General features: G+C 69.9%; 14 protein-coding genes and 3 pseudogenes. 11 read left to right on the forward strand and 6 right to left on the reverse strand.

Going from position 1 to position 19,479, the window contains the following annotated elements; all coding sequences use genetic code 11:
• Positions 1-2,151, forward strand: a pseudogene (locus A5694_RS24970) (PE family protein); the annotation flags it as partial.
• 91 nt (positions 2,152-2,242) lie between these two features.
• Here the strand turns inward: A5694_RS24970 and A5694_RS15945 are convergent.
• On the reverse strand, positions 2,243-3,934 hold the full coding sequence (locus A5694_RS15945; RefSeq protein ID WP_064922887.1) for a DEAD/DEAH box helicase: 1,692 nt from the start codon (positions 3,932-3,934) through the stop codon (positions 2,243-2,245).
• 55 nt (positions 3,935-3,989) lie between these two features.
• On the opposite strand from A5694_RS15945, the gene A5694_RS15950 reads away from it, so the two are divergent.
• On the forward strand, positions 3,990-4,691 hold the full coding sequence (locus A5694_RS15950) for a M24 family metallopeptidase (protein ID WP_064922889.1): 702 nt from the start codon (positions 3,990-3,992) through the stop codon (positions 4,689-4,691).
• 6 nt (positions 4,692-4,697) lie between these two features.
• On the opposite strand, the gene A5694_RS15955 is transcribed toward A5694_RS15950, so the two are convergent.
• Positions 4,698-5,606 carry an SDR family NAD(P)-dependent oxidoreductase gene (locus tag A5694_RS15955; protein WP_064922891.1) on the reverse strand — a complete coding sequence of 303 codons (909 nt, stop codon included), beginning with the start codon at positions 5,604-5,606 and terminating at the stop codon, positions 4,698-4,700.
• 99 nt (positions 5,607-5,705) lie between these two features.
• On the opposite strand from A5694_RS15955, the gene A5694_RS15960 reads away from it, so the two are divergent.
• The 3 genes from A5694_RS15960 to A5694_RS15970 all read left to right on the forward strand — a co-directional run bounded on the left by A5694_RS15960 (position 5,706) and on the right by A5694_RS15970 (position 9,488).
• Positions 5,706-6,272 carry a TetR/AcrR family transcriptional regulator gene (locus A5694_RS15960; RefSeq protein WP_064922893.1) on the forward strand — a complete coding sequence of 189 codons (567 nt, stop codon included), beginning with the start codon at positions 5,706-5,708 and terminating at the stop codon, positions 6,270-6,272.
• 188 nt (positions 6,273-6,460) lie between these two features.
• The gene (gene groL, locus A5694_RS15965; protein WP_064922894.1) at positions 6,461-8,086 is read left to right on the forward strand and encodes a chaperonin GroEL; all 1,626 of its coding nucleotides are present in this window, start codon (positions 6,461-6,463) and stop codon (positions 8,084-8,086) included.
• An 85-nt stretch (positions 8,087-8,171) separates the two neighbouring features.
• Positions 8,172-9,488 carry a bifunctional adenosylcobinamide kinase/adenosylcobinamide-phosphate guanylyltransferase gene (locus tag A5694_RS15970; RefSeq protein WP_064922935.1) on the forward strand — a complete coding sequence of 439 codons (1,317 nt, stop codon included), beginning with the start codon at positions 8,172-8,174 and terminating at the stop codon, positions 9,486-9,488.
• Here the strand turns inward: A5694_RS15970 and A5694_RS15975 are convergent.
• Together A5694_RS15975 and A5694_RS15980 are read right to left on the reverse strand one after the other, a co-directional pair.
• Entirely contained in the window at positions 9,469-9,870 is a 402-nt protein-coding gene (locus A5694_RS15975; protein ID WP_064922896.1) for a pyridoxamine 5'-phosphate oxidase family protein, read from the reverse strand. The genes A5694_RS15970 and A5694_RS15975 overlap by 20 nt on opposite strands.
• A gap of 9 nt (positions 9,871-9,879) precedes the next feature.
• The gene (locus A5694_RS15980; protein ID WP_064922898.1) at positions 9,880-10,269 is read right to left on the reverse strand and encodes a hypothetical protein; all 390 of its coding nucleotides are present in this window, start codon (positions 10,267-10,269) and stop codon (positions 9,880-9,882) included.
• Between the two features lie 59 nt (positions 10,270-10,328).
• On the opposite strand from A5694_RS15980, the pseudogene A5694_RS23360 reads away from it, so the two are divergent.
• Together A5694_RS23360 and A5694_RS24315 are read left to right on the forward strand one after the other, a co-directional pair.
• Positions 10,329-11,264 (forward strand): annotated as a pseudogene (locus A5694_RS23360) (aldo/keto reductase family protein); the annotation flags it as partial.
• 75 nt (positions 11,265-11,339) lie between these two features.
• A pseudogene (locus tag A5694_RS24315) lies at positions 11,340-12,202 on the forward strand (hypothetical protein).
• Positions 12,203-12,286: 84 nt separating this feature from the next.
• Here the strand turns inward: A5694_RS24315 and A5694_RS15995 are convergent.
• Positions 12,287-14,011: an N-acyl-D-amino-acid deacylase family protein gene (locus A5694_RS15995; protein ID WP_064922901.1), complete on the reverse strand. Its 1,725-nt coding sequence runs from the start codon at positions 14,009-14,011 to the stop codon at positions 12,287-12,289.
• A gap of 46 nt (positions 14,012-14,057) precedes the next feature.
• Between A5694_RS15995 and A5694_RS16000 the strand changes: the two genes are divergently transcribed.
• Genes A5694_RS16000 through A5694_RS16015 form a run of 4 tightly spaced genes read left to right on the forward strand, consistent with a single transcriptional unit; the run spans position 14,058 to position 17,390 of the window.
• The gene (locus A5694_RS16000; protein ID WP_064922937.1) at positions 14,058-14,438 is read left to right on the forward strand and encodes a VOC family protein; all 381 of its coding nucleotides are present in this window, start codon (positions 14,058-14,060) and stop codon (positions 14,436-14,438) included.
• Positions 14,439-14,449: 11 nt separating this feature from the next.
• Positions 14,450-14,974, forward strand: coding sequence for a mycothiol transferase (locus A5694_RS16005; RefSeq protein WP_064922903.1), 525 nt, complete (start codon positions 14,450-14,452; stop codon positions 14,972-14,974).
• Positions 14,975-15,033: 59 nt separating this feature from the next.
• Positions 15,034-16,560 carry an aldehyde dehydrogenase family protein gene (locus A5694_RS16010; RefSeq protein ID WP_064922905.1) on the forward strand — a complete coding sequence of 509 codons (1,527 nt, stop codon included), beginning with the start codon at positions 15,034-15,036 and terminating at the stop codon, positions 16,558-16,560.
• Complete coding sequence (locus A5694_RS16015; RefSeq protein WP_064922907.1) at positions 16,560-17,390, forward strand: hypothetical protein; 831 nt, start codon at positions 16,560-16,562, stop codon at positions 17,388-17,390. The genes A5694_RS16010 and A5694_RS16015 overlap by 1 nt, the downstream gene beginning before the upstream one ends.
• 3 nt (positions 17,391-17,393) lie before the next feature.
• Here the strand turns inward: A5694_RS16015 and A5694_RS16020 are convergent, their stop codons facing one another.
• Positions 17,394-19,454: a prolyl oligopeptidase family serine peptidase gene (locus A5694_RS16020; RefSeq protein ID WP_064922909.1), complete on the reverse strand. Its 2,061-nt coding sequence runs from the start codon at positions 19,452-19,454 to the stop codon at positions 17,394-17,396.
• Positions 19,455-19,479 lie beyond the last annotated feature (25 nt).

Here is a 19,479-nt window from a genome sequence, read left to right on the forward strand (position 1 = left end):
GGTGGTGATGGCAACGGTGGTAACGGCAGCAACGGTGGTAATGGCGGCAATGGTGGTGCGGGTTCGTCGATCCTGGGTCTTGGCGGCAACGGTGGTGCTGGGGGTGCGGCCGGCAACGGTGGCGACGGCGCGACCGGCACCGCTGCCAATGTCAACGGCGGCGCGGGCGGCAATGGCGCGGCTCCGGGCACCGGTGGCAAGGGCGGCGTGGGTGCGAGCTTGTTCGGGGGCAGTGGCAGCGATGGCGCCCGCGGTGGCGGCGGCAACGGCGGTGACGGCGGTGATGGTTATGACGCGGCCACCGACGCCAATGCGTTAGCCGGTGCGGCCGGCGGCAACGGGGGCGCCGGTGGCAACGGTGGGGCCTACGGCAACGGCGGCAACGGCGGCGCCGGCGGCAACGGCGCGAACGGTGCCGCGGGCACCGCGGGCACGGCCACCAACCTCGACGGCGGTAACGGCACCGATGGCGGCACCGGCGGCCGGGGTGGTGACGGCGGGGCCGGCGGAACCAACGCCGGTAACGCCGGCAATGGCGGCGCCGGCGGGGCCGGTGGTAACGGCGGTGCCGGCGGGAACGGTGTTGAGGGGACCAACGGCGCCGACGCCGAAGCCGGCAGCGGCGGCAATGGCGGTGACGGTACCGACGGCGGCAGCGGCGGCAACGGCGGTGCCGGCGCCAACGGCGGTGTGGGTGGTGCCGGTGGCGTGGCACAGGCCGACGGCTACAGCGACGGTGCCGCAGGTGCCGGCGGGGTCGGCGGCAACGGCGGAGCAGCCGGCAACGCCGGTGATGGCGGTGACGGCGGAGCCGGCGCTGCGGGTGGAACCGGAACCACGGCCGGCAGCGGCGGCAACGGCGGCAATGCCGGCGACGCCGGTAGCGCCGGTAACGGCGGCACCGGGGGCGCCAGCGGTGACGGCAGCACCACAGCCGCCGACGGCACCGCCGGTGCCGCGGCGACCGGCGTCGGCAACGGCGGCAACGGCGGGGCCGGCGCTCACGGCCAAGTCGTCACCACCGGCAACGGCACCATCGCCCAGGACGGCGGCAACGGCGGCGCCGGCGGGGCGGCCGGGGCGGTCGGCAACGGCGGTCGGGGCGGTGCCGGCGGCAACGGTGTGGACGGCACCGGCGGCAACCCGCCGGCGCAGAACATCCCGCCGGCGGCTGGAAACGGTACCGATGCACCCGTAATCGAACAGGGCCCCGGCGGCATCGGGGCCGACGGCGGTGCCGGCGACCCCGGCACGGCAGTCGGCCAGGCCGGCGGTAACGGTGGGATCGGCGGCGGCTTCGCCAGCCCCACCGCAGACGCCACCGGCGGTAACGGCGGGACCGGCGGCACCGGTGGGCTCGGGGCGCCCGGTGGTGACGGCGGGATGGGCGGCACCGTATTCGGCGGCGAGGCCAACGGCACCGGCGGCACCGGCGGCACCGGTGGTGATGGCGGCCCCGGCGGAGCGGGAGGCAACGGCGGCAACGGCGGCAACGGCGACGTCGGCGCCGGCAACGGTACCGGCGGCGACGGCGGCAACGGCGGCACCGGCGGCACCGGGGCGGCCGGCGGCAACGGCGGCAACGGCGGCTACGGCGACAGCGATGGCACCGGCGATGCCTCCGGCGGTGCCGGTGGTCACGGCGGTAACGGCGGCGACGGCGCCAGCGGCACCAGCGGCAGCAATGGGGGCGCCGGTGGTGCCGGCGGAGCTGGCGGCACCGTGAGTGGTGTCGGCGGTGACGGCGGCGCCGGTGGCAGCGGCGGTAACGGCGCGGACGGTGACGTCGGCGGTGCCGGAGGTAACGGCGGCACCGGCGGCGCGGTCAGCAACGGAAACGTGGCCACCGCTGGCGACGGCGGTGACGGCGGTGACGGCGGCAACGGCGGCAACGGCGGTGACGGCGGCAACGGCGGCAACGGCGGGAACGCCGGCCACGGCGCCGACGGCGCGGGCACTGCCGGTGCTGGTGGTGCGGCGGGTACCGCCGGGACGGGCGCCGCGGGCGGTGACGGCGGTTCCGGCGGCGCTGCCGGTCAGGTTGCGCAGGGCAACACCATCATCGACGGCAGCGACGGCTCGGAAGGCCAAGGCGGCGCCCAGGGCACCGACGGCACCGCCGGCCAAGGCGGCGCGGCTGGTCAGCCCTGATCCTTGGTTGACGTTCGCCGAGCGTGTACCTGCTGCGAAATTTCGCCCGATTTTTCGCAGCAGGTACACGCTCGGCGAAGCGGCAAAAGCGCTACAGCTGCCGGATGGCCTCGATGCGCGCCCGCAGCTGATCTGACGTCGCTGCCGCCACCGGCGGGCCGCCGCAGATTCGGCGCAACTCGTTATGGATCCAGCCGTGCGGCTTGCCGAGGCGGTGATGCGCCGCCGAGACCAGCGCGTTGAGTTCGTGACGCAGCGCCCGCAACTGGCCATGGGTGGTCACCGGCACCGGAACCCCGCCGTCGTTGACCGCCTTGGACCGCCGGTCGAGCTGCTCTTCCTGCCTGCGCCGCAACAGGTCCCGCATCTGGTCGGCGTCGAGCAGCCCGGGGATGCCCAGATAGTCGGCCTCCTCCTCGCTGCCGGCCGGGGTGGCGGTGCCGAATGAGGCGCCGTCGAAGATCACCTGATCGAGCTCGGCGTCGGCGCCCAGCGATTCGAACTTGTTCTCCAGCTCCGAGGGCTCGTCGCGCCGGCGCTCGGCCTCGGCGAGCTCGTCGCGTTCGGACTCCCGGTGCGGCTTGCCCAACACGTGATTGCGCTGCTGTTCCAGCTCGCTGGCCAGGCCCAGCAGCGACGGCACCGACGGCAGGAAGATGCTGGCGGTCTCGCCGGGCCGCCGCGACCGCACGAACCGGCCGATCACCTGCGCGAAGAACAACGGAGTGGACGCGCTGGTGGCGTACACCCCGACCGCCAGCCGCGGCACGTCGACACCCTCGGAGACCATCCGCACCGCCACCAGCCAGCGACTGGTCCCCGCGGAGAACTGCGCGATCTTGTCGGAGGCACCGGCGTCGTCGGAGAGCACCACGGTCGGGGCCTCGCCGGTGAGGTTCGTCAGCAGTTTGGCGTAGGCCCGGGCGGCCTTCTGATCCGAGGCGATGATCATCCCGCCGGCGTCAGCCATGCCACCGTCACGCAGCTGGCGCAGCCGCTTGTCCGCAGCCGTGATGACCGCCGGCATCCATTCCCCGGCCGGGTCCAGCGCTGTGCGCCACGCCCGGGCGGTGTGTTCGGCGGTCAGCGGCTCGCCGAGCCGGGCCGAGTACTCTTCGCCGGCGCTGTCACGCCAGCGGGCCTCGCCCGAATACGCCATGAACATCACCGGGCGCACCACGCCGTCGGCCAGCGCCTCCGGGTAGCCGTAGCTGTCGTCGGCCACCGATCGGAGGTGGCCGGCGCCATCGGGCTCGTAGTTGACGAAGGGGATGGGACTGTCGTCGCTGCGGAACGGCGTGCCGGTCAGCGCCAGCCGGCGAGTGGCATCGGAGAACGCCTCCCGGATGCCGTCACCCCAGCTCTTGGCGTCGCCGCCGTGGTGGATCTCGTCGAAGATCACCAGCGTTTTGGCGGCCTCGGTGCGCACCCGGTGCCGGGCGGGGTGGCTGGCGACCTGCGCGTAGGTGACGACGACACCGTGGTACTCGGAGCTGGTCTGGGCGGCGGAGTTGGAAAACCGCGGGTCCAGTGCGACGCCGTGTTCCGCGGCGGCCGCCGCCCATTGCACCTTCAGGTGCTCGGTGGGCACCACGATCGTGATGCGCTCGACGGTGCGGTCGGCGAGCAGTTCGGCGACGATGCGCAGCGCGAAGGTCGTTTTGCCGGCGCCGGGGGTGGCCACCATCAGGAAATCTCGCGGCTTGGCGGTTAGGTACCGCACCAGAGCCCGCCGTTGCCAGCCCCGCAAAGCCCGGGTGCTGGGCGCTGCGTCAGCCCGCACCCGGTCTCCTATCTGATCGGAATGCAGTCTAGGGCAAGCCGATAGCATCGCAGGCGTGTCCACCCCGGGCGAGCCGGAATCCGTGCGTGTCGAGCGATTGCTCGACGCGCAGACCAGAGCCGCTGCGCTGTTCGACGAGATCGAGCGCCGCGGCATGGTCCGCCCCGGTGTCGGCGAGCGCCAGTTGTCCGATGAGATCGCCGACCTGGCCGCCCACATGTTCGGGGTGACCCGGCACTGGCACAAGCGGGTGGTGCGCGCCGGCGAGAACACCCTGCAGCCGTTCCGCGCCGACCCGCCCGATCGCGTCATGGCCGACGACGACATCGTCTACCTCGACCTGGGACCGATCTTCGAGGCGTGGGAGGCCGACTTCGGCCGCACCTTCGTGCTCGGCGACGACCCGGACAAGCTGGCGTTGCGTGACGCGCTGCCGGGAGTGTGGCAGTCCGGGCGGGCGTTCTTCGACGCGCACGCCGAGATCACCGGCGCCCAGCTCTACGACCACGTGGTGGGATTGGCGCGCGGGCGGGGCTTCGAGTTCGGCGCACCGATCGCCGGGCACCTGCTGGGTGAGTTCCCGCACAAGAAGATCTCCGGCGACGACGCCCAGTTCTACATCACCCCCGGCTCGGACAAGCCGATGCGCCGCACCGACCGCACCGGCCGGGTCTGCCACTGGATCCTCGAAGTGCACCTGGTCAACCCGGATCGCGGGTTCGGCGGCTTCTATGAGGAACTGCTCGACGTGGGTTGAGCCCGGCTATACGGGATAGACCACCCCGGTCAGTTCCTCCGAGACGGTCCAGAGCCGCTGCTGCGTGTCGGCGTCGTGGGATTTACGGCTGGACTTCACCAGCGTGGGGTAACCGCGTTGTTCGCCGAAACCGTCCGGGCCGTAGTACTGCCCGCCGAGTACGCCGGGGTCGGTGGCGGCGCGCAGCGTCGGCAGCGCGCCCATGTCCGCACCCTGGAAGAGCGGTTTGATCAGGGGGTAGGCGGCCGCAGCCCAGCGCGGCAGGTGGCGCATCAGCTCGGTGTCCGAGCCGCCGGGGTGGGCGGCCGTGGCGATCGTCGTCCCATGCGCCGCCAGCCGGCGCTGCAGCTCATAGGTGAACAGCAGATTGGCGAGCTTGGATTGCCCGTAGGCCCGGACCCGGCTGTAGCCGCGCTCGGACTGCAAGTCGTCGAAGTGGATGTCGGCGCGGATGCGGTGGCCGAGGCTGCTGACCGTCACGACCCGGGACCCGGGGACCGGCAGCAGCCGGTCCAGCAGTAGACCGGTGAAGGCGAAGTGGCCCAGGTGGTTGGTGCCGAACTGGAGCTCGAAGCCGTCCTTGGTGGTCGACTTGGGCGGGTACATCACTCCGGCGTTGTTGATCAGCAGGTCGATGCGGTCGTGGGCGGCGCGCACCTGATCGGCAGCGGCGCGGATCGAGTCCAGCGACGTCAGGTCGAGCTCCTGCAGCGCCACGTCGGCGCCGGGGCTGCGCCGGCGGATGAGCGACTCGGCGTCCTTGCCCTTCTCGAGATTGCGCACCGCGAGCACCACCTGGGCGCCCCGTTCGGCGAGCGCGGCGGCGGTTTCGAAGCCGAGGCCGGTGTTGGCCCCGGTGATGACGGCGACCCGGCCGCTCTGGTCGGGGATGTCGGCGGTTGTCCACTTGGCCACGGGAGACTCCTGAAGCGGTAGGGTAAACGGGGCGGGCGCTCCGGTTGGTTCAACTATACGGAACGCGCGCCCCGTTTTGTCAATCGATTGGGGATTCTGGTGGCTCGATCAGCACGCCCGTTGCGTGCCGATGCCGCGCGCAACCGCGCGCGTGTTCTGGAAGTCGCCTACGAAACCTTTGCGGCCGAAGGCTTGTCGGTACCGATCGACGAGATCGCCCGGCGCGCCGGAGTGGGAGCCGGCACCATCTACCGGCACTTCCCGACCAAGGACGAGCTGTTTCGGGCCGTCATCAAAGACCGTATGCAGCGCGTCGTCGACGGCGGCTATGCCCTGCTGGAATCCGACGAACCCGGGGCGGCGATCTTCACTTTCCTGCGGTCGGTGGTGTTGCAGTGGGGCGCGACGGATCGGGGTCTGGCCGAAGCGCTGGCCGGCCTCGGCATCGATATCGCGCAAGCCGCGCCGGAGTCCGAGCAGGCATTCCTGGCGGTGCTCGGCGAACTGCTGCGCGCCGCCCAGCAGGCCGGCACCGTGCGTCACGACCTCGACGTACCTGAGGTGAAGGCGATCCTGGTCGGATGCCAGGCGATGCAGTCCTATAACTCCGCCTTGGCCGAGCGCGTGACCGACGTCGTCATGGACGGTTTGCGCGCGCCGCAATAGGGCGGCGGTGATCTTGCACTCTCCATGGGCGAGTGCTAAGAATGACGTTGGCACTCGCGACCGGTGAGTGCTAGGTCGGGACGGTGAGGTACGGGGCCGCACCTGCGGAGCACACCCACAGCCGTCCGTCGCGGGCACTGACCCGACCGACAAGACGTGCATCCCCTAACCGGAGGAATCACTTCGCAATGGCTAAGCAAATTGCGTATGACGAAGAGGCCCGTCGCGGCCTCGAGCGGGGCCTGAACGCCCTCGCCGACGCGGTCAAGGTGACGCTGGGCCCCAAGGGCCGCAACGTCGTCCTGGAGAAGAAGTGGGGCGCCCCCACGATCACCAACGATGGTGTGTCCATCGCCAAGGAGATCGAGCTGGAGGACCCCTACGAGAAGATCGGCGCCGAGCTGGTCAAAGAGGTCGCCAAGAAGACCGACGACGTCGCCGGTGACGGCACCACCACCGCCACCGTGCTGGCCCAGGCGCTGGTCAAGGAAGGCCTGCGCAACGTGGCGGCCGGCGCCAACCCGCTGGCCCTCAAGCGCGGCATCGAGAAGGCCGTCGAGAAGGTCTCCGAGACCCTGCTGAAGGACGCCAAGGAGGTCGAGACCAAGGAGCAGATCGCGGCGACCGCCGGGATCTCCGCGGGCGACCAGTCCATCGGTGACCTGATCGCCGAGGCGATGGACAAGGTGGGCAACGAGGGTGTCATCACCGTCGAGGAGTCCAACACCTTCGGCCTGCAGCTGGAGCTCACCGAGGGCATGCGCTTCGACAAGGGCTACATCTCGGGCTACTTCGTCACCGACGCCGACCGTCAGGAAGCGGTCCTGGAGGACCCCTACATCCTGCTGGTCAGCTCCAAGGTGTCGACGGTCAAGGACCTGCTCCCGCTGCTGGAGAAGGTCATCCAGGGCGGCAAGCCGCTGCTGATCATCGCCGAGGACGTCGAGGGTGAGGCTTTGAGCACCCTGGTCGTCAACAAGATCCGCGGCACCTTCAAGTCGGTGGCCGTCAAGGCCCCCGGCTTCGGTGACCGCCGCAAGGCGATGCTGCAGGACATGGCGATCCTCACCGGTGGCCAGGTCATCAGCGAAGAGGTCGGCCTGTCGCTGGAGACCGCCGACATCTCGCTGCTGGGCAAGGCGCGCAAGGTCGTCGTCACCAAGGACGAGACCACCATCGTCGAGGGTGCCGGTGACTCCGACGCCATCGCCGGTCGGGTGTCGCAGATCCGCGCCGAGATCGAGAACAGCGACTCCGACTACGACCGGGAGAAGCTGCAGGAGCGGCTGGCCAAGCTGGCCGGCGGCGTCGCGGTCATCAAGGCCGGGGCTGCCACCGAGGTGGAGCTCAAGGAGCGCAAGCACCGCATCGAGGACGCGGTGCGCAACGCCAAGGCCGCCGTGGAGGAGGGCATCGTCGCCGGTGGTGGCGTGACCCTGCTGCAGGTCGCGCCGTCGCTGGACGAGCTGAAGCTCTCGGGCGACGAGGCCACCGGCGCCAACATCGTCAAGGTCGCGCTGGAGGCCCCGCTGAAGCAGATCGCCTTCAACGCCGGCCTGGAGCCGGGCGTGGTGGCCGAGAAGGTCCGCAACTCGCCCGCCGGCAGCGGCCTCAACGCCGCCACCGGTGAGTACGAGGACCTGCTGAAGGCCGGCGTCGCCGACCCGGTGAAGGTGACCCGCTCGGCGCTGCAGAACGCAGCCTCGATCGCGGCCCTGTTCCTGACCACCGAGGCGGTTGTCGCCGACAAGCCGGAGAAGGCGGCCGCACCCGCGGGCGACCCGACCGGTGGCATGGGCGGCATGGACTTCTAAGTCTGGTTGCACGAAAGAGCCCGGCTCCCCGCGGTGGGGGCCGGGCTTTTTCGTAGCTGTGCCGGCCGTGCGCAAGGATGGCGGTATGGAGATCCTGCTGCTGGGCACCGGCAGCGCCGACGGCTGGCCGAACCCGTTCTGCCGGTGCGCCTCCTGCCGATCGGCGACCGAGGTTCGCGGGCAGACCGCCGCGCTGGTCGACGACGTGCTGCTGCTCGATTGCGGGCCGGAGGCGCCGCGCGCCGCCGCACGCTTCGGGCGATCGCTGGCTTCGGTGCGCCATATCCTGTTCACCCACGGCCATTGGGATCATGTCGGGCCGGCAGCGCTGCTGATGCGGCACTGGACCGGGGCCGGCGAGCGCCTCGATGTGGTCGGGCCGGCCAGCGCTCTCGACCAGTGCCGGCACTGGGTCGGCCCCGACGATCCGGTGCGCTTTGTCGAGGTCGGGCCCGGCGACGACGTGCGGTTGGGTGACTACCGGGTGCGCGTGCTGGCGGCCGCGCACGGGGCGGACCTCGGCGGTGACGCGGTGCTCTACGACCTGGAAACCGTTGGGGGTCGGATTCTCTGGGCCACCGACACCGGCCCGCTGCCCGAACAGACGCACGCCGCGGTGGCGGGCGCCGCCTTCGATGCGGTGTTTCTGGAAGAGACGTTCGGGATGCACACCGGGCACGGCACCGAACACCATGATCTGCCCGCGTTCGCGGCGACCGTCTCGGCGTTGCGAAGCTCCGGTGCTGCCGTGGCCACGACCGATGTCATCGCCGTCCACCTGAGTCACCACAACCCTGCGGAAGCGGAATTGGTTGCAGTACTAGCAGATTCGGGTGCGCGTGCCGGGCGTGACGGGGAGATCGTGGGCGCGGCGCCGACCCGGGTCCTGGTTCTCGGTGGAGCCCGGTCGGGCAAGTCTGCGCACGCCGAAGCGCTGCTGGCTGGACAGGCTGCGGTGACCTACGTGGCCACCGGCGGGGTGCGCGAGGGCGACCCGGAGTGGGCCGAGCGGGTACGGTTGCACCGGTCCCGGCGTCCGGCGTCGTGGCGAACCGTGGAGACCAGCGATGCCGCCGATATGCTGCGGGCGGCCGAAACCCCGCTGCTGCTGGACTGTTTGGGCACCTGGCTCACCGCCCGGATGGATCTGCACGGCGTGTGGGACGGCGGCGCACTGGACGGCGTGCACACCGACATCGACGAGCTGGTGGCAGCTTGGCGGGCCTGCCCGGTGCGGGCGGTGGCGGTCAGCAACGAGGTCGGTAGCGGGGTGGTGCCGGCCACCGGGTCCGGCCGGCTGTTCCGTGACCTGCTCGGTGTGCTCAACGCGCGGATCGCCGCCGCGTCCGACGAGGTGGTGCTGATGGTGGCAGGTCGGCCGCTCAGGCTCCCTGCGCAGTGAGCTTCAGGTCGACGCAGTCGCTGTAGCAGGGGGTTTCGCCCGGTGACTCCGGGGTAGCGACCCGGATCAGCACCGCGCGGCTGGGGGAGATCGCTACGCGGGCCAGCTCGCCGGCGTCGGAGACCTCGGCGGTGCCGTCGACGATGACGGTGTAGCCGCCCGGGACCGGCGGCGGCCACATCACTGTCACATCGCTGCTGCGCGCCAGGTTCGCCCGGCTGCGCCGCCCGCCGAGCGCGCCGATGCGCACGATGTCGCCGTCCAGTGTCGGCATCACCGGCACCGGATGCGGACGGTTCTCGGCATCGACGGTGATCAGGTAGGCGTAGTCATAACCCACGAGCTTCTCGGCGAGGCGGTCGAAATCCACGTTGGAGCACATGGGGCGAGCCTAGTTGCCCGTGCGGAGCTGCACGCAGTCGTGGACGGTGCCGACAGCCCGTTCGCTGCCCTCCTCGAACACCGGCCGGTGCAGCAGGGCTTTGGTCGGGGTGACCAGGACCGGCGCGGCCGGGTCGTCGGGCAGCTCGGCGAGGCCGTCGACGAACAGTGAGTAGTCGGTCACCGCACGTGCGGGCCAGACCAGCGTGACGCCGGCCCGGGCCGCCATGTTCTCCCGGCCGTGGGTGCCGACCGGACCGACATTCACCCGGGCGCCGTCGAAGGTCGGGGTGACCGCGGTGATGCGGACCCGGTAGTCGTCGCCGACAGTCACCAGATAGGCGAAGCGGTAGCCGGGCAGCAGTTCGGCCAGGCGAGCGAGGTCGACGGAATTGGCCATGAAATCGAGAATAGTGATTCGCCGCAGACACCCCGCCCGCCGTGCGCCAAGATGGCGGTATGGAATTCCGCTATCTGGGCAACTCCGGCCTGCAGATCTCCGAGATCACCTACGGCAACTGGCTCACCCACGGCTCGCAGGTCGAAAACGATGTCGCCACCGCGTGCGTGCAGGCCGCGCTCGATGCCGGCATCACCACGTTCGACACCGCGGACGTGTATGCCAACGGTCGGGCCGAGGAAGTTCTCGGGGCCGCGTTGCGCGGCCGTCGGCGCGAATCGGTGGAGATCTTCACCAAGGTCTATTGGCCGATCGGGCCGGCCCCGTTGGGCCGCAACGACACCGGCCTGTCCCGCAAGCACATGATGGAGGCCATCAACGGGTCGCTGCGCCGGCTCGGCACCGACTACGTCGACTTGTATCAGGCACACCGCTATGACTCCTTCACGCCGCTGGAGGAGACCATGCAGGCCTTCGCCGACATCGTCCGGGCGGGCAAGGCGCTCTACATCGGTGTCAGTGAGTGGACCGCCGACCAGATCCGCCAGGCCCACGGGATGGCCCGCCAGCTGGGGGTCTCGCTGATCTCCAGCCAGCCGCAGTATTCGATGCTGTGGCGGGTGATCGAACCCGAGGTGATTCCGGTCTGCCGGGAGCTGGGCCTGAGCCAGATCGTCTGGTCGCCGATGGCCCAGGGGGTGCTGTCCGGCAAGTACCTGCCCGGGCAGCCGCCGCCGGCCGGATCGCGCGCCACCGACGAGAAGGGCGGGGCCAACTTCGTCAAGCGGTTCATGACCGACGACGTGCTGACCCGGGTGCAGCAGCTGCGCCCGATCGCCGACGAGTTGGGTCTCACCACGGCGCAGCTGGCGATCGCCTGGGTGCTGCAGAACGACAACGTCGCCGCCGCTTTGGTCGGGGCGTCCCGGCCCGAGCAGGTGAGCGAGAACGTCAAGGCTTCCGGGGTGCGCATCCCGGCCGAGCTGCTCGCCCGCATCGACGAGGTGCTGGGTGATGTCGTCACCTCAGACCCGGCGGTGGTGGCCAAGTCCACCCCGGCACAGCAGGCAATTGAGTGGCCCTTTCGGGCGGCGGAGGCGCTTGAATCCGGTGCGCTGACGTTCCGCGAGCTCCGTCGCTTTCACGCCGCTATCTACCGGGGGTGTGGGCACCCCGGGAAGCGGACCTGTCGCCGCAGCGACGCGCTGTCGCCGCGTGGCTGTGGTCGCGCCGCCGAGGTGTCCTAGCCGGGCTGTCAGCAGCTGCGCTCTTGGGAACCAAGTGGATCGAGCCGGACTTACCCGCAGAACTCGTGCATACCAATCGCCGGCCCCCCAAGCTGATCCGTGTGCACTCCGACTCGCTGCTGCCAGGCGAGACCCAATTGCTTGACGGCCTTCCCTTGACCACGCCCGCCCGCACCGCCTTTGACATCGGCCGAAGGCTTCCGTTCCAAGAGGGCGTGCAGCGAGTTGATGCGTTGATGAATGCGACCGACGTCAAGGTGGTCGACATCCAGGCCGTCATGGCGAGCCACCGCGGCATACCCGGACTGCGCCAGTTGGCGGAGACGCTGCGGTTCGTCGATGCCGGTGCCGATTCTCCCTAGGAGTCATTGACCCGCCTTTTGCTCGTGCAAAACGGATTCCCGCCACTGCAGACTCAGATTCCGGTATACGACGCGTACGGTCACGTGTTCGCGCGCATCGATCTGGGCTGGCCGGAATTCCTGGTCGGGGTCGACTTCGAGGGCGCGCATCATTGGACCGACCCCAAGCAGCGTGAGTGGGACGCGGAGCGTTCTGCCCTGATCGCCGAACGCGGTTGGCTGGACATCAGGTTGGCCGCCGGGACGCTGCACAAGCGGCCGTGGGCCTTCCTCGACCAGGTGGGCGCGGCATTGATCGACCGCGGCTGCCCGAGGACGTGGTGAGCGTGCGGTCTCATACCCAACCCACGGCGTGTCGCGAATGAAACCGCACGGCGGGCGAAAGGGCCGAGCGTGGGACGAGGCTGATCAGGCCGGCGCCGCCTGACGGCCGCGCACCAGCTTGCCGGGCCGGGCCGCGGTGGGTTTGCCGTGCTCAGCGATGATCTCGCCGGAGACGACCGTCGCCACATAACCGTCGGCGGTCTGGTCGAGCCGTCGCCCACCGGCGGGCAGGTCATAGGTGACCACCGGCTTGTGTAGCCGCAGCCGCTCGTGGTCGATGACGTTGAGGTCCGCCTTGTAGCCGACAGCGATGCGGCCCCGGTCGTTGAGCCCGGCGGTCCGGGCCGGTACGGAGGTCAGTTCGCGGATCGCCTCGGCAACGCTGAGCCGGCCGGATTCGCGATCGCGGGCCCAGTGCGTCAGCACATAGGTGGGAAAGCTTGAGTCGCAGATCATTCCATAGTGGGCGCCACCGTCGCCCAGGCCCAGCACCACGTCGTCGCGGCGCATCAGCGCACCGACGGTGTCCAGCGAATTGTGCTCGAAGTTGGCCAGCGCATCCAGCAGGATGGCGTGCCCGTCGTCATCAAGCAGCCGGTCGTATGCTTCCTCGGCGGGGGAGACGCCACGTGCCTTGGCGCGCGCCGCAATGCTGTTCGTCGGATCCGGTTCGTAGTCGGCGTCATCGCCGAGCGGGTAGGTCCAGTCCCAGGACTGGGCCAGGTAAGCGATCGGATTCGTCGGGACGATGTTGGGCTGATCAGCCAGAATCCGTTTCCGCACCTCGGGTTTCCGCATCTCGGCGACCCGCTCCGCCAGCGGCAGGTGCGCGATCTCCCGGTAGCTCGGGTACAACACGAACGGGTTGATGCTCAGGTCCAAACCGACCATGAGCCCCACCGGACGGGGGAACACCTGGGCGGTGATCTCGGCGCCGGAGCTGTTGGCCTTCTCCACCATGGCGATCGCGTCGCGCCACAGCGGCTCGCCGGCGTTGCCGATCAGCAAAGTGAAGGTGACCGGCAGGCCCGCGTCGGTAGCGGCGTCGAAAACCTGCTGCAGCACAGGCTGATACGTGCCATCGGGAAGGTCCGGAACGAACTGGATCAAGCCTCCGCCACCGGCGGCGACGCCGCGCCCGATCTCGAGGATCTCGGTGTAGGCGGCGTTGTAGCTGGGGATCTGGGCTCCGGTCCGGGTGCGGTGCGTGGTCAGCCGAGACGACGAAAAGCCCAGTGCGCCAGCCTCGGCGGCCTCCCGGGCCAGCTCGCGCATCCGTGCCAGGTCCGCGGGGGTGGCCGGCTCGCGGTCGACACCGCGCTGTCCCATCACGTAGACCCGCAGTGGTGAATGCGGCAGGAATGCCGCGACGTCGATGTCGCGCGGCCGCGCGTCGAGGGCATCCATGAACTCCGGGAAGGTCTCCCACGTCCAGGGCAGGCCGTCGGTCATCACCACGCCGGGAATGTCTTCCACGCCGGCCATCAGATCGACCAGCACCTCATGGTCGGCGATCCGGCACGGCGCGAAACCCACCCCGCAGTTGCCCATCAACGCGGTCGTCACTCCGTGCGCCGACGAGGGATTGAGCCGATCCGACCAGATCGACTGCCCGTCGTAGTGCGTGTGCAGGTCCACGAAACCCGGTGTGACCAGCAGGCCGGTCGCGTCGATCACACGGTGCGCGTCCCCGGATATCTCGCCGATCTGGGTGATGACGCCGTCGCGGACCGCTACGTCGCCGACGTAGGGTTGCCCGCCCAGTCCGTCGACAATCGTGCCGTTGCGGACCACGACGTCGAGGCTCATCTAGTCAATCTACGACCGCGTCGGGGTCTCATGCCAGGATGTGTTTGTGATCGACCACTTGGGCATCAACTGCACTGACTACGCCAGGTCGCAGAAGTTTTACGACGCGGTGCTCGGCGTCCTCGGCTACAGCCGGAAGATGGATGTCGGTGTGGCCATCGGCTACGGCAGTGGCGAGCGCGCCCCCGACTTCTGGATCGCCGATGCCAGTGCGGGCGAGGCCAACGGTCCCAACCGCGAGGTCCACGTCGCGTTCAGCGCCGCCGACCGCGACCAAGTCCAGAGGTTCTACGACACCGCCGTGCAACTCGGTGCCGAGTCGCTGCACGCGCCGCGACTGTGGCCCGAGTACCACCCCGGCTACTTCGGGGCGTTCGTCCGCGATCCGGACGGCAACAACGTCGAGGCGGTCTGCCACCAGGCGTAGCGTCGGGCGGTATGACGGAGAACGACACAGCCGCCGCGCTGCGGGCCTTGCTCCGCGACGCGTTCACCCGGTTGATCGAGCACGCCGACGAACTCACCGACGGCCTCACCGATGAGGTGGCCGACTATCGGCCGACGGCGGAGGCCAACAGCATCGCGTGGCTGCTCTGGCACAGCGCGCGGGTGCAGGACATCCAGCTCGCGCAGGTCGCCGGACTCGAGCAGGTATGGACCCGCGACGGCTGGGTGGACCGGTTCGGCCTCGATCTGCCGCGTGACGACACCGGGTACGGCCACAGCGCCGCCGACGTCGCCAAGGTCCGCGCCCCGGCACAACTGCTGGCCGGCTACTACCACGCCGTGCACCAGCTGACCTTGGACTACCTCGACGGCGTCACCGCCGCCGAACTGGCCCGGGTCGTCGACAAACACTGGGATCCGCCGGTCACCGCAGGTGTGCGGCTGGTCAGCATCCTCGACGACTGCGCCCAGCACTTGGGGCAAGCCGCGTACCTGCGGGGGATCGCACCCAGCTGAACTTGACACCTGTCGAAGGCGGGTGCGACGGGGATCACAACCGGGACTAACATGGCGCCATGACCACCACCACGCCCGCCCCCACCACTGCACTGTCCGGCACCGACACCGTGCTCAGCCCCGCCACCGGGGCGGTTGCCGGGGAGGTGCGCTGGACCGATCCGTCCGACGTCGAAGCGATCGCCGCCGGCCTGCGCACCGCCCAGCAGGAATGGGAACGCCGCGGCGCCAAGGGGCGGGCCAAGGTGATGGCCCGCTTCGCGGTGTGGCTCGGCGAGCACCGGGACGAGATCGAGCGGCTGCTGATCGCCGAGACCGGCAAGTCCAGCACCGACGCGGCCCAAGAGGTGCCGTTGCTGATCATGATCCTGTCGTACGTGATCAAGGTGATGGACAAGGCCGTGGCCCCGGAGGCCCGGCCGGCGGCGCTGCCGCTGATGGCGGTCAAGAAGATCTCCGTGCACTACCGGCCGCGCCCGGTGGTCGGGGTGATCGCGCCGTGGAACTACCCGGTGGCCAACGCGTTGATGGACGCCATCGGGGCGCTGGCGGCCGGCTGCGCGGTGCTGCTCAAGCCGTCCGAGCAGACTCCGCTGACCGCGGAGCTGTTGCGTGACGGCTGGCAGGCCAGCGGTGGCCCGGACGTGTTCGCCGTGGTTCAGGGCGCCCGCGAGGTGGCCGAAGCCGTGATCGACAACGCCGACTACGTCCAGTTCACCGGCTCCACCGGCACCGGACGCAAGGTGGCCGAGCGGGCCGCAGGCCGACTGATTCCGTGCAGCCTGGAACTGGGCGGCAAGGACCCGATGATCGTCTGCGAGGACGCCGACATCGACCTGGCCGCGCACGCCGCGGTGTGGGGCGCGATGTTCAACGCCGGGCAGACCTGTGTGTCGGTCGAGCGGGTGTATGTGCTGGAACCCGTTTACGACAAGTTCGTGGCGGCAGTGGTCCGGGACGTGGAAGCGCTGCAGATGGGCACCGGTGAGGGCAAGCACTTCGGGGCGCTGATCAACGACGCGCAACTGGCTGTCACCGAGCGTCACGTCAAGGAGGCGGTGGCCGCGGGAGCGCGCGCGCTGACCGGCGGTGAACGCGCCACCGGCCCGGGCAGCTTCTACCAGCCGACCGTGCTCGTCGACGTCGACCACTCGATGGCCTGCATGACCGAGGAGACCTTCGGCCCGACCCTGCCGATCATGAAGGTCGCCAGCGTCGACGAGGCGATCCGGCTCGCCAACGACAGCCCCTACGGGCTGAGTGCCTCGGTCTTCTCCCGCGATGTGGCCCGGGCCAAAGACATCGCGGTCCAATTGGATTGCGGTGCGGTGAATATCAACGACGTGATCTCGAACCTGATGTGCACGACGGCGCCGATGGGCGGCTGGAAGACTTCGGGGATCGGGGCGCGTTTCGGCGGCGTCGACGGGATCCGCAAGTTCTGCCGGCAGGAGGTCGTCGTGGCGCCGCGCACCAACGTCGGTGCCGGCGGAAACTACTACCACAATTCGCTCAAGGCGCTGGCCCGGATGAACGGACTGATGACCCGGATGGCGCTGGCGCGACCGCGCCGCACGGCGAAGTAGTGCGCTTCCTCACGGCGGCGCTGTTCTGGTTGCTGACCACCGCGACCCTTGCGGTGACGTTGCCGGCGGCATGGGCGCAGTGCAATCTGATCGACGCCGACGGCTACGCGCGGCTGGCGGCGCGCGCCGCGGACCAGCCGGCCCTGCAGGACGCGGTTGCCGCTGAACTCACCTCGCAGACGGTCCGGCTGGTCCGTGCACAGGGTTTCCCGCTCGACCCGTCCCCGGTGCGCGAGGCCGCCGCCGAATACACCGCCGGGCCGTCGTTTCCTCAGCAGTTCGTGCAGGTGAACTCCGACGGCCATGATTGGCTGTTCGGCGGCGCCGACACCGGCCCGTGGCAAATCGACGTGGTACCGATGTTGCGGGACAAGGCATTTGCGCAACTGCTGTCGGACTATCACATTGCGCTGCCGGCGTCGATGACCATTCCGCTGACGCCGACGTCGACGGAGGTGGCGCGTCCCGGCGGATTGCACCGCCTGGCGGTGTGGGGGCCGTGGCTGACTCTGGTGCTGGTCGCGCTGACCGGATTGTGCGCGATCCTGACGCTGGCCGCGGCGCGGCATCGCGGCCGGGCATTGGCCGCCCTCGGTGTTTCCGGGCTGGTGGTGGGTGCGGCGGGCTGGTCGGGGATCGAGGTGGCGCGGCGCTATCTGAGCCAGGTGCTCAACCAGGCGACCGGCGACATCCGCCGGATCGCCGATGCCGTCGTGGATCTGGCCGAGAACAACCTGCACCTCTGGCTCAATCTGACCCTGGCCGCCGGGGCGGTGCTGGTGTTGGTCGGGGTGGCCGTCGCGCTGCTGGGCGGACTGCGCAAAGCCTGATTCTCAGCGCCGGCTGCCGAGCATCCGCCACAGGAACGCGAAGCTCAGCGCGGACTTGAACGCCGCCTGCGCGTTGTCGGCGGCCCCGCCGTGGCCGCCCTCGATGTTCTCGTAGTACCAGACGCGGTGCCCGGCGTCCTGCAGCGCCGCGGTCATCTTGCGGGCATGGCCCGGGTGCACCCGGTCGTCGCGGGTCGAGGTGGTGATCAGCACCGGTGGGTATGTCGCGTCAGCCGAAATGTTCTGGTAAGGCGAGTATTTGCTGATGAATTCCCAGTCTTCTGCGTTGTCGGGGTCGCCGTACTCGGCGACCCAGGACGCGCCGGCCAACAGCAAGTGGTAGCGGCGCATGTCCAGCAGCGGCACCTGGCAGACCAGCGCGCCGAAGTGTTGCGGGTAGGCGGTGAGCATGATGCCCATCAGCAGCCCGCCGTTGCTGCCTCCGATCGCCCCGAGTTGTGCCACCGTGGTGATCTCGCGGTCCACCAGATCGGTTGCCACCGCGGCGAAATCCTCGGCCACCAGGTGGCGGCCCGCGCGCATCGCCTGGGTGTGCCAACCCGGGCCGTATTCGCCGCCGCCGCGGATGTTGGCCAGCACGTAGGTGCCGCCGCGCGCCAGCCACAGCCGGCCCAGCACCCCGTCGTAGCCGGGGGTGCGCGCCACCTCGAATCCGCCGTAGCCGCCCAGCAGTGTCGGGCCGGTGGCCCCTTCCGGGCGCACCACGAAGTACGGGATGGCGGTGCCGTCTTTCGACGTGGCGAAGTACTGGGTGACCTGCAGGCCGTCGGCATCGAAAAAGGCGGGGGCGGATTTGATCTCGGTCAGCTCACCGTCGACCGGGCCGTGCAACAGTCGCGACGGGCGGTCGAATCCACTGGAGTCCAAGAAGATCTCGTCGCCGGTGTCGTCGGCGGCCGCGATCACGGTGTTGGTGTTGGCCGGCACTTCGGCAATCGGACGCCGCCGCCAGTCGCCGGGCGTCACCACCTCCACCCGGCTGGCCACGTCGTGCAGGGTGACCAGGATCAGCCGGTCGCGGGTCCACGCGTAGTGGTGCAGGGCGGTGTGGGCATCGGGTTCGAAGACGACGCGGCACTGCGCGGTGCCGGCCAGGAAGTCCTCGTAGTCGGCGGCCAGCAGTGAACCCGCCCGGTAGGACGCGGTGCCGGTGTCCCAGTCGGTGCGCAGATCGATCAGGATCCACTGCCGATGCACCGACACCGTCGCGTCGGTGGGTGCGTCGATGCGGATCAGCTCCTGCTGACCGGGATCGCCGCGCAGCTCATAGACCTCGTCGTTGAAGAAGTCGACCGCCCGCGAGACCAGGGTGCGTTCGAATCCGGGGGTGCGGTCGCGGCCCGCGGCCACCACCACATCGGTTGTCTCCCCGGCGAACACCAGCTCGGCGTCGGCGAGCGGCCGGCCGCGCCGCCACCGCTTGACGATCCGCGGATAGCCCGACTCGGTGAGCGAATCGGGTCCGAAGTCGGTGCCCACCAGCACGGTGTCCTCGTCCTCCCAGCCGATCCGGGTCTTGGCCTCGGGTAGCTGAAAGCCGCCAGCAGCAGGGGAGATGAATTCCCGGGTGGCCATGTCGAACTCGCGGACCACCACGGCGTCCGAGCCGCCGCGGGACAGCGACACCAGCGCCCGGGTGAGCTCGGGCTCGATCACTGTGGCACCGGCCCACACCCAGTTGGTGTCGTCAGTTCGGCCCAGTTCATCGACATCGATGAGCACGTCCCACTCCGGGGCGGCGCTGCGGTAGCTGTCCAACGTGGTGCGCCGCCACAGCCCGCGCGGATTGGCGGCATCGCGCCAGAAGTTGTAGAGAAACTCCCCGCGGCGGCGCACATACGGGATGCGGGCGTCGGTGTCGAGCACGTCCAGTGCCGCGGTGCGCATCGCCTCGAAGTCGTCGCCGGCGAACTCGTCGACGGTCGGGGCGTTGTGGGCGCGCACCCAGTCCAGCGATGGCTCGCCGGTGATGTCCTCCAGCCAGAGGTACGGATCGTCGACGTGGTCGGCAGCCTGGGAAGCCTGGGAAGCCATGGAAGCCATTGTGACGGCGGCGGTAATGTGAGTT

This window comes from Mycolicibacter sinensis (assembly GCF_001667945.1).
GTDB lineage: Bacteria > Actinomycetota > Actinomycetes > Mycobacteriales > Mycobacteriaceae > Mycobacterium > Mycobacterium sinense_B.

Excerpts from the sequence above, each read along its gene's own strand:
- A5694_RS16005 (WP_064922903.1), top strand. The coding sequence starts at position 14,450 with ATGACGGAGAACGACACAGCCGCCGCGCTGCGGGCCTTGCTCCGCGAC.
- groL (WP_064922894.1), top strand. The coding sequence starts at position 6,461 with ATGGCTAAGCAAATTGCGTATGACGAAGAGGCCCGTCGCGGCCTCGAG.
- A5694_RS15980 (WP_064922898.1), bottom strand. The coding sequence starts at position 10,269 with ATGGCCAATTCCGTCGACCTCGCTCGCCTGGCCGAACTGCTGCCCGGC.
- A5694_RS15995 (WP_064922901.1), bottom strand. The coding sequence starts at position 14,011 with ATGAGCCTCGACGTCGTGGTCCGCAACGGCACGATTGTCGACGGACTG.
- A5694_RS15970 (WP_064922935.1), top strand. The coding sequence starts at position 8,172 with ATGGAGATCCTGCTGCTGGGCACCGGCAGCGCCGACGGCTGGCCGAAC.
- A5694_RS16020 (WP_064922909.1), bottom strand. The coding sequence starts at position 19,454 with ATGGCTTCCATGGCTTCCCAGGCTTCCCAGGCTGCCGACCACGTCGAC.
- A5694_RS16010 (WP_064922905.1), top strand. The coding sequence starts at position 15,034 with ATGACCACCACCACGCCCGCCCCCACCACTGCACTGTCCGGCACCGAC.
- A5694_RS15975 (WP_064922896.1), bottom strand. The coding sequence starts at position 9,870 with ATGTGCTCCAACGTGGATTTCGACCGCCTCGCCGAGAAGCTCGTGGGT.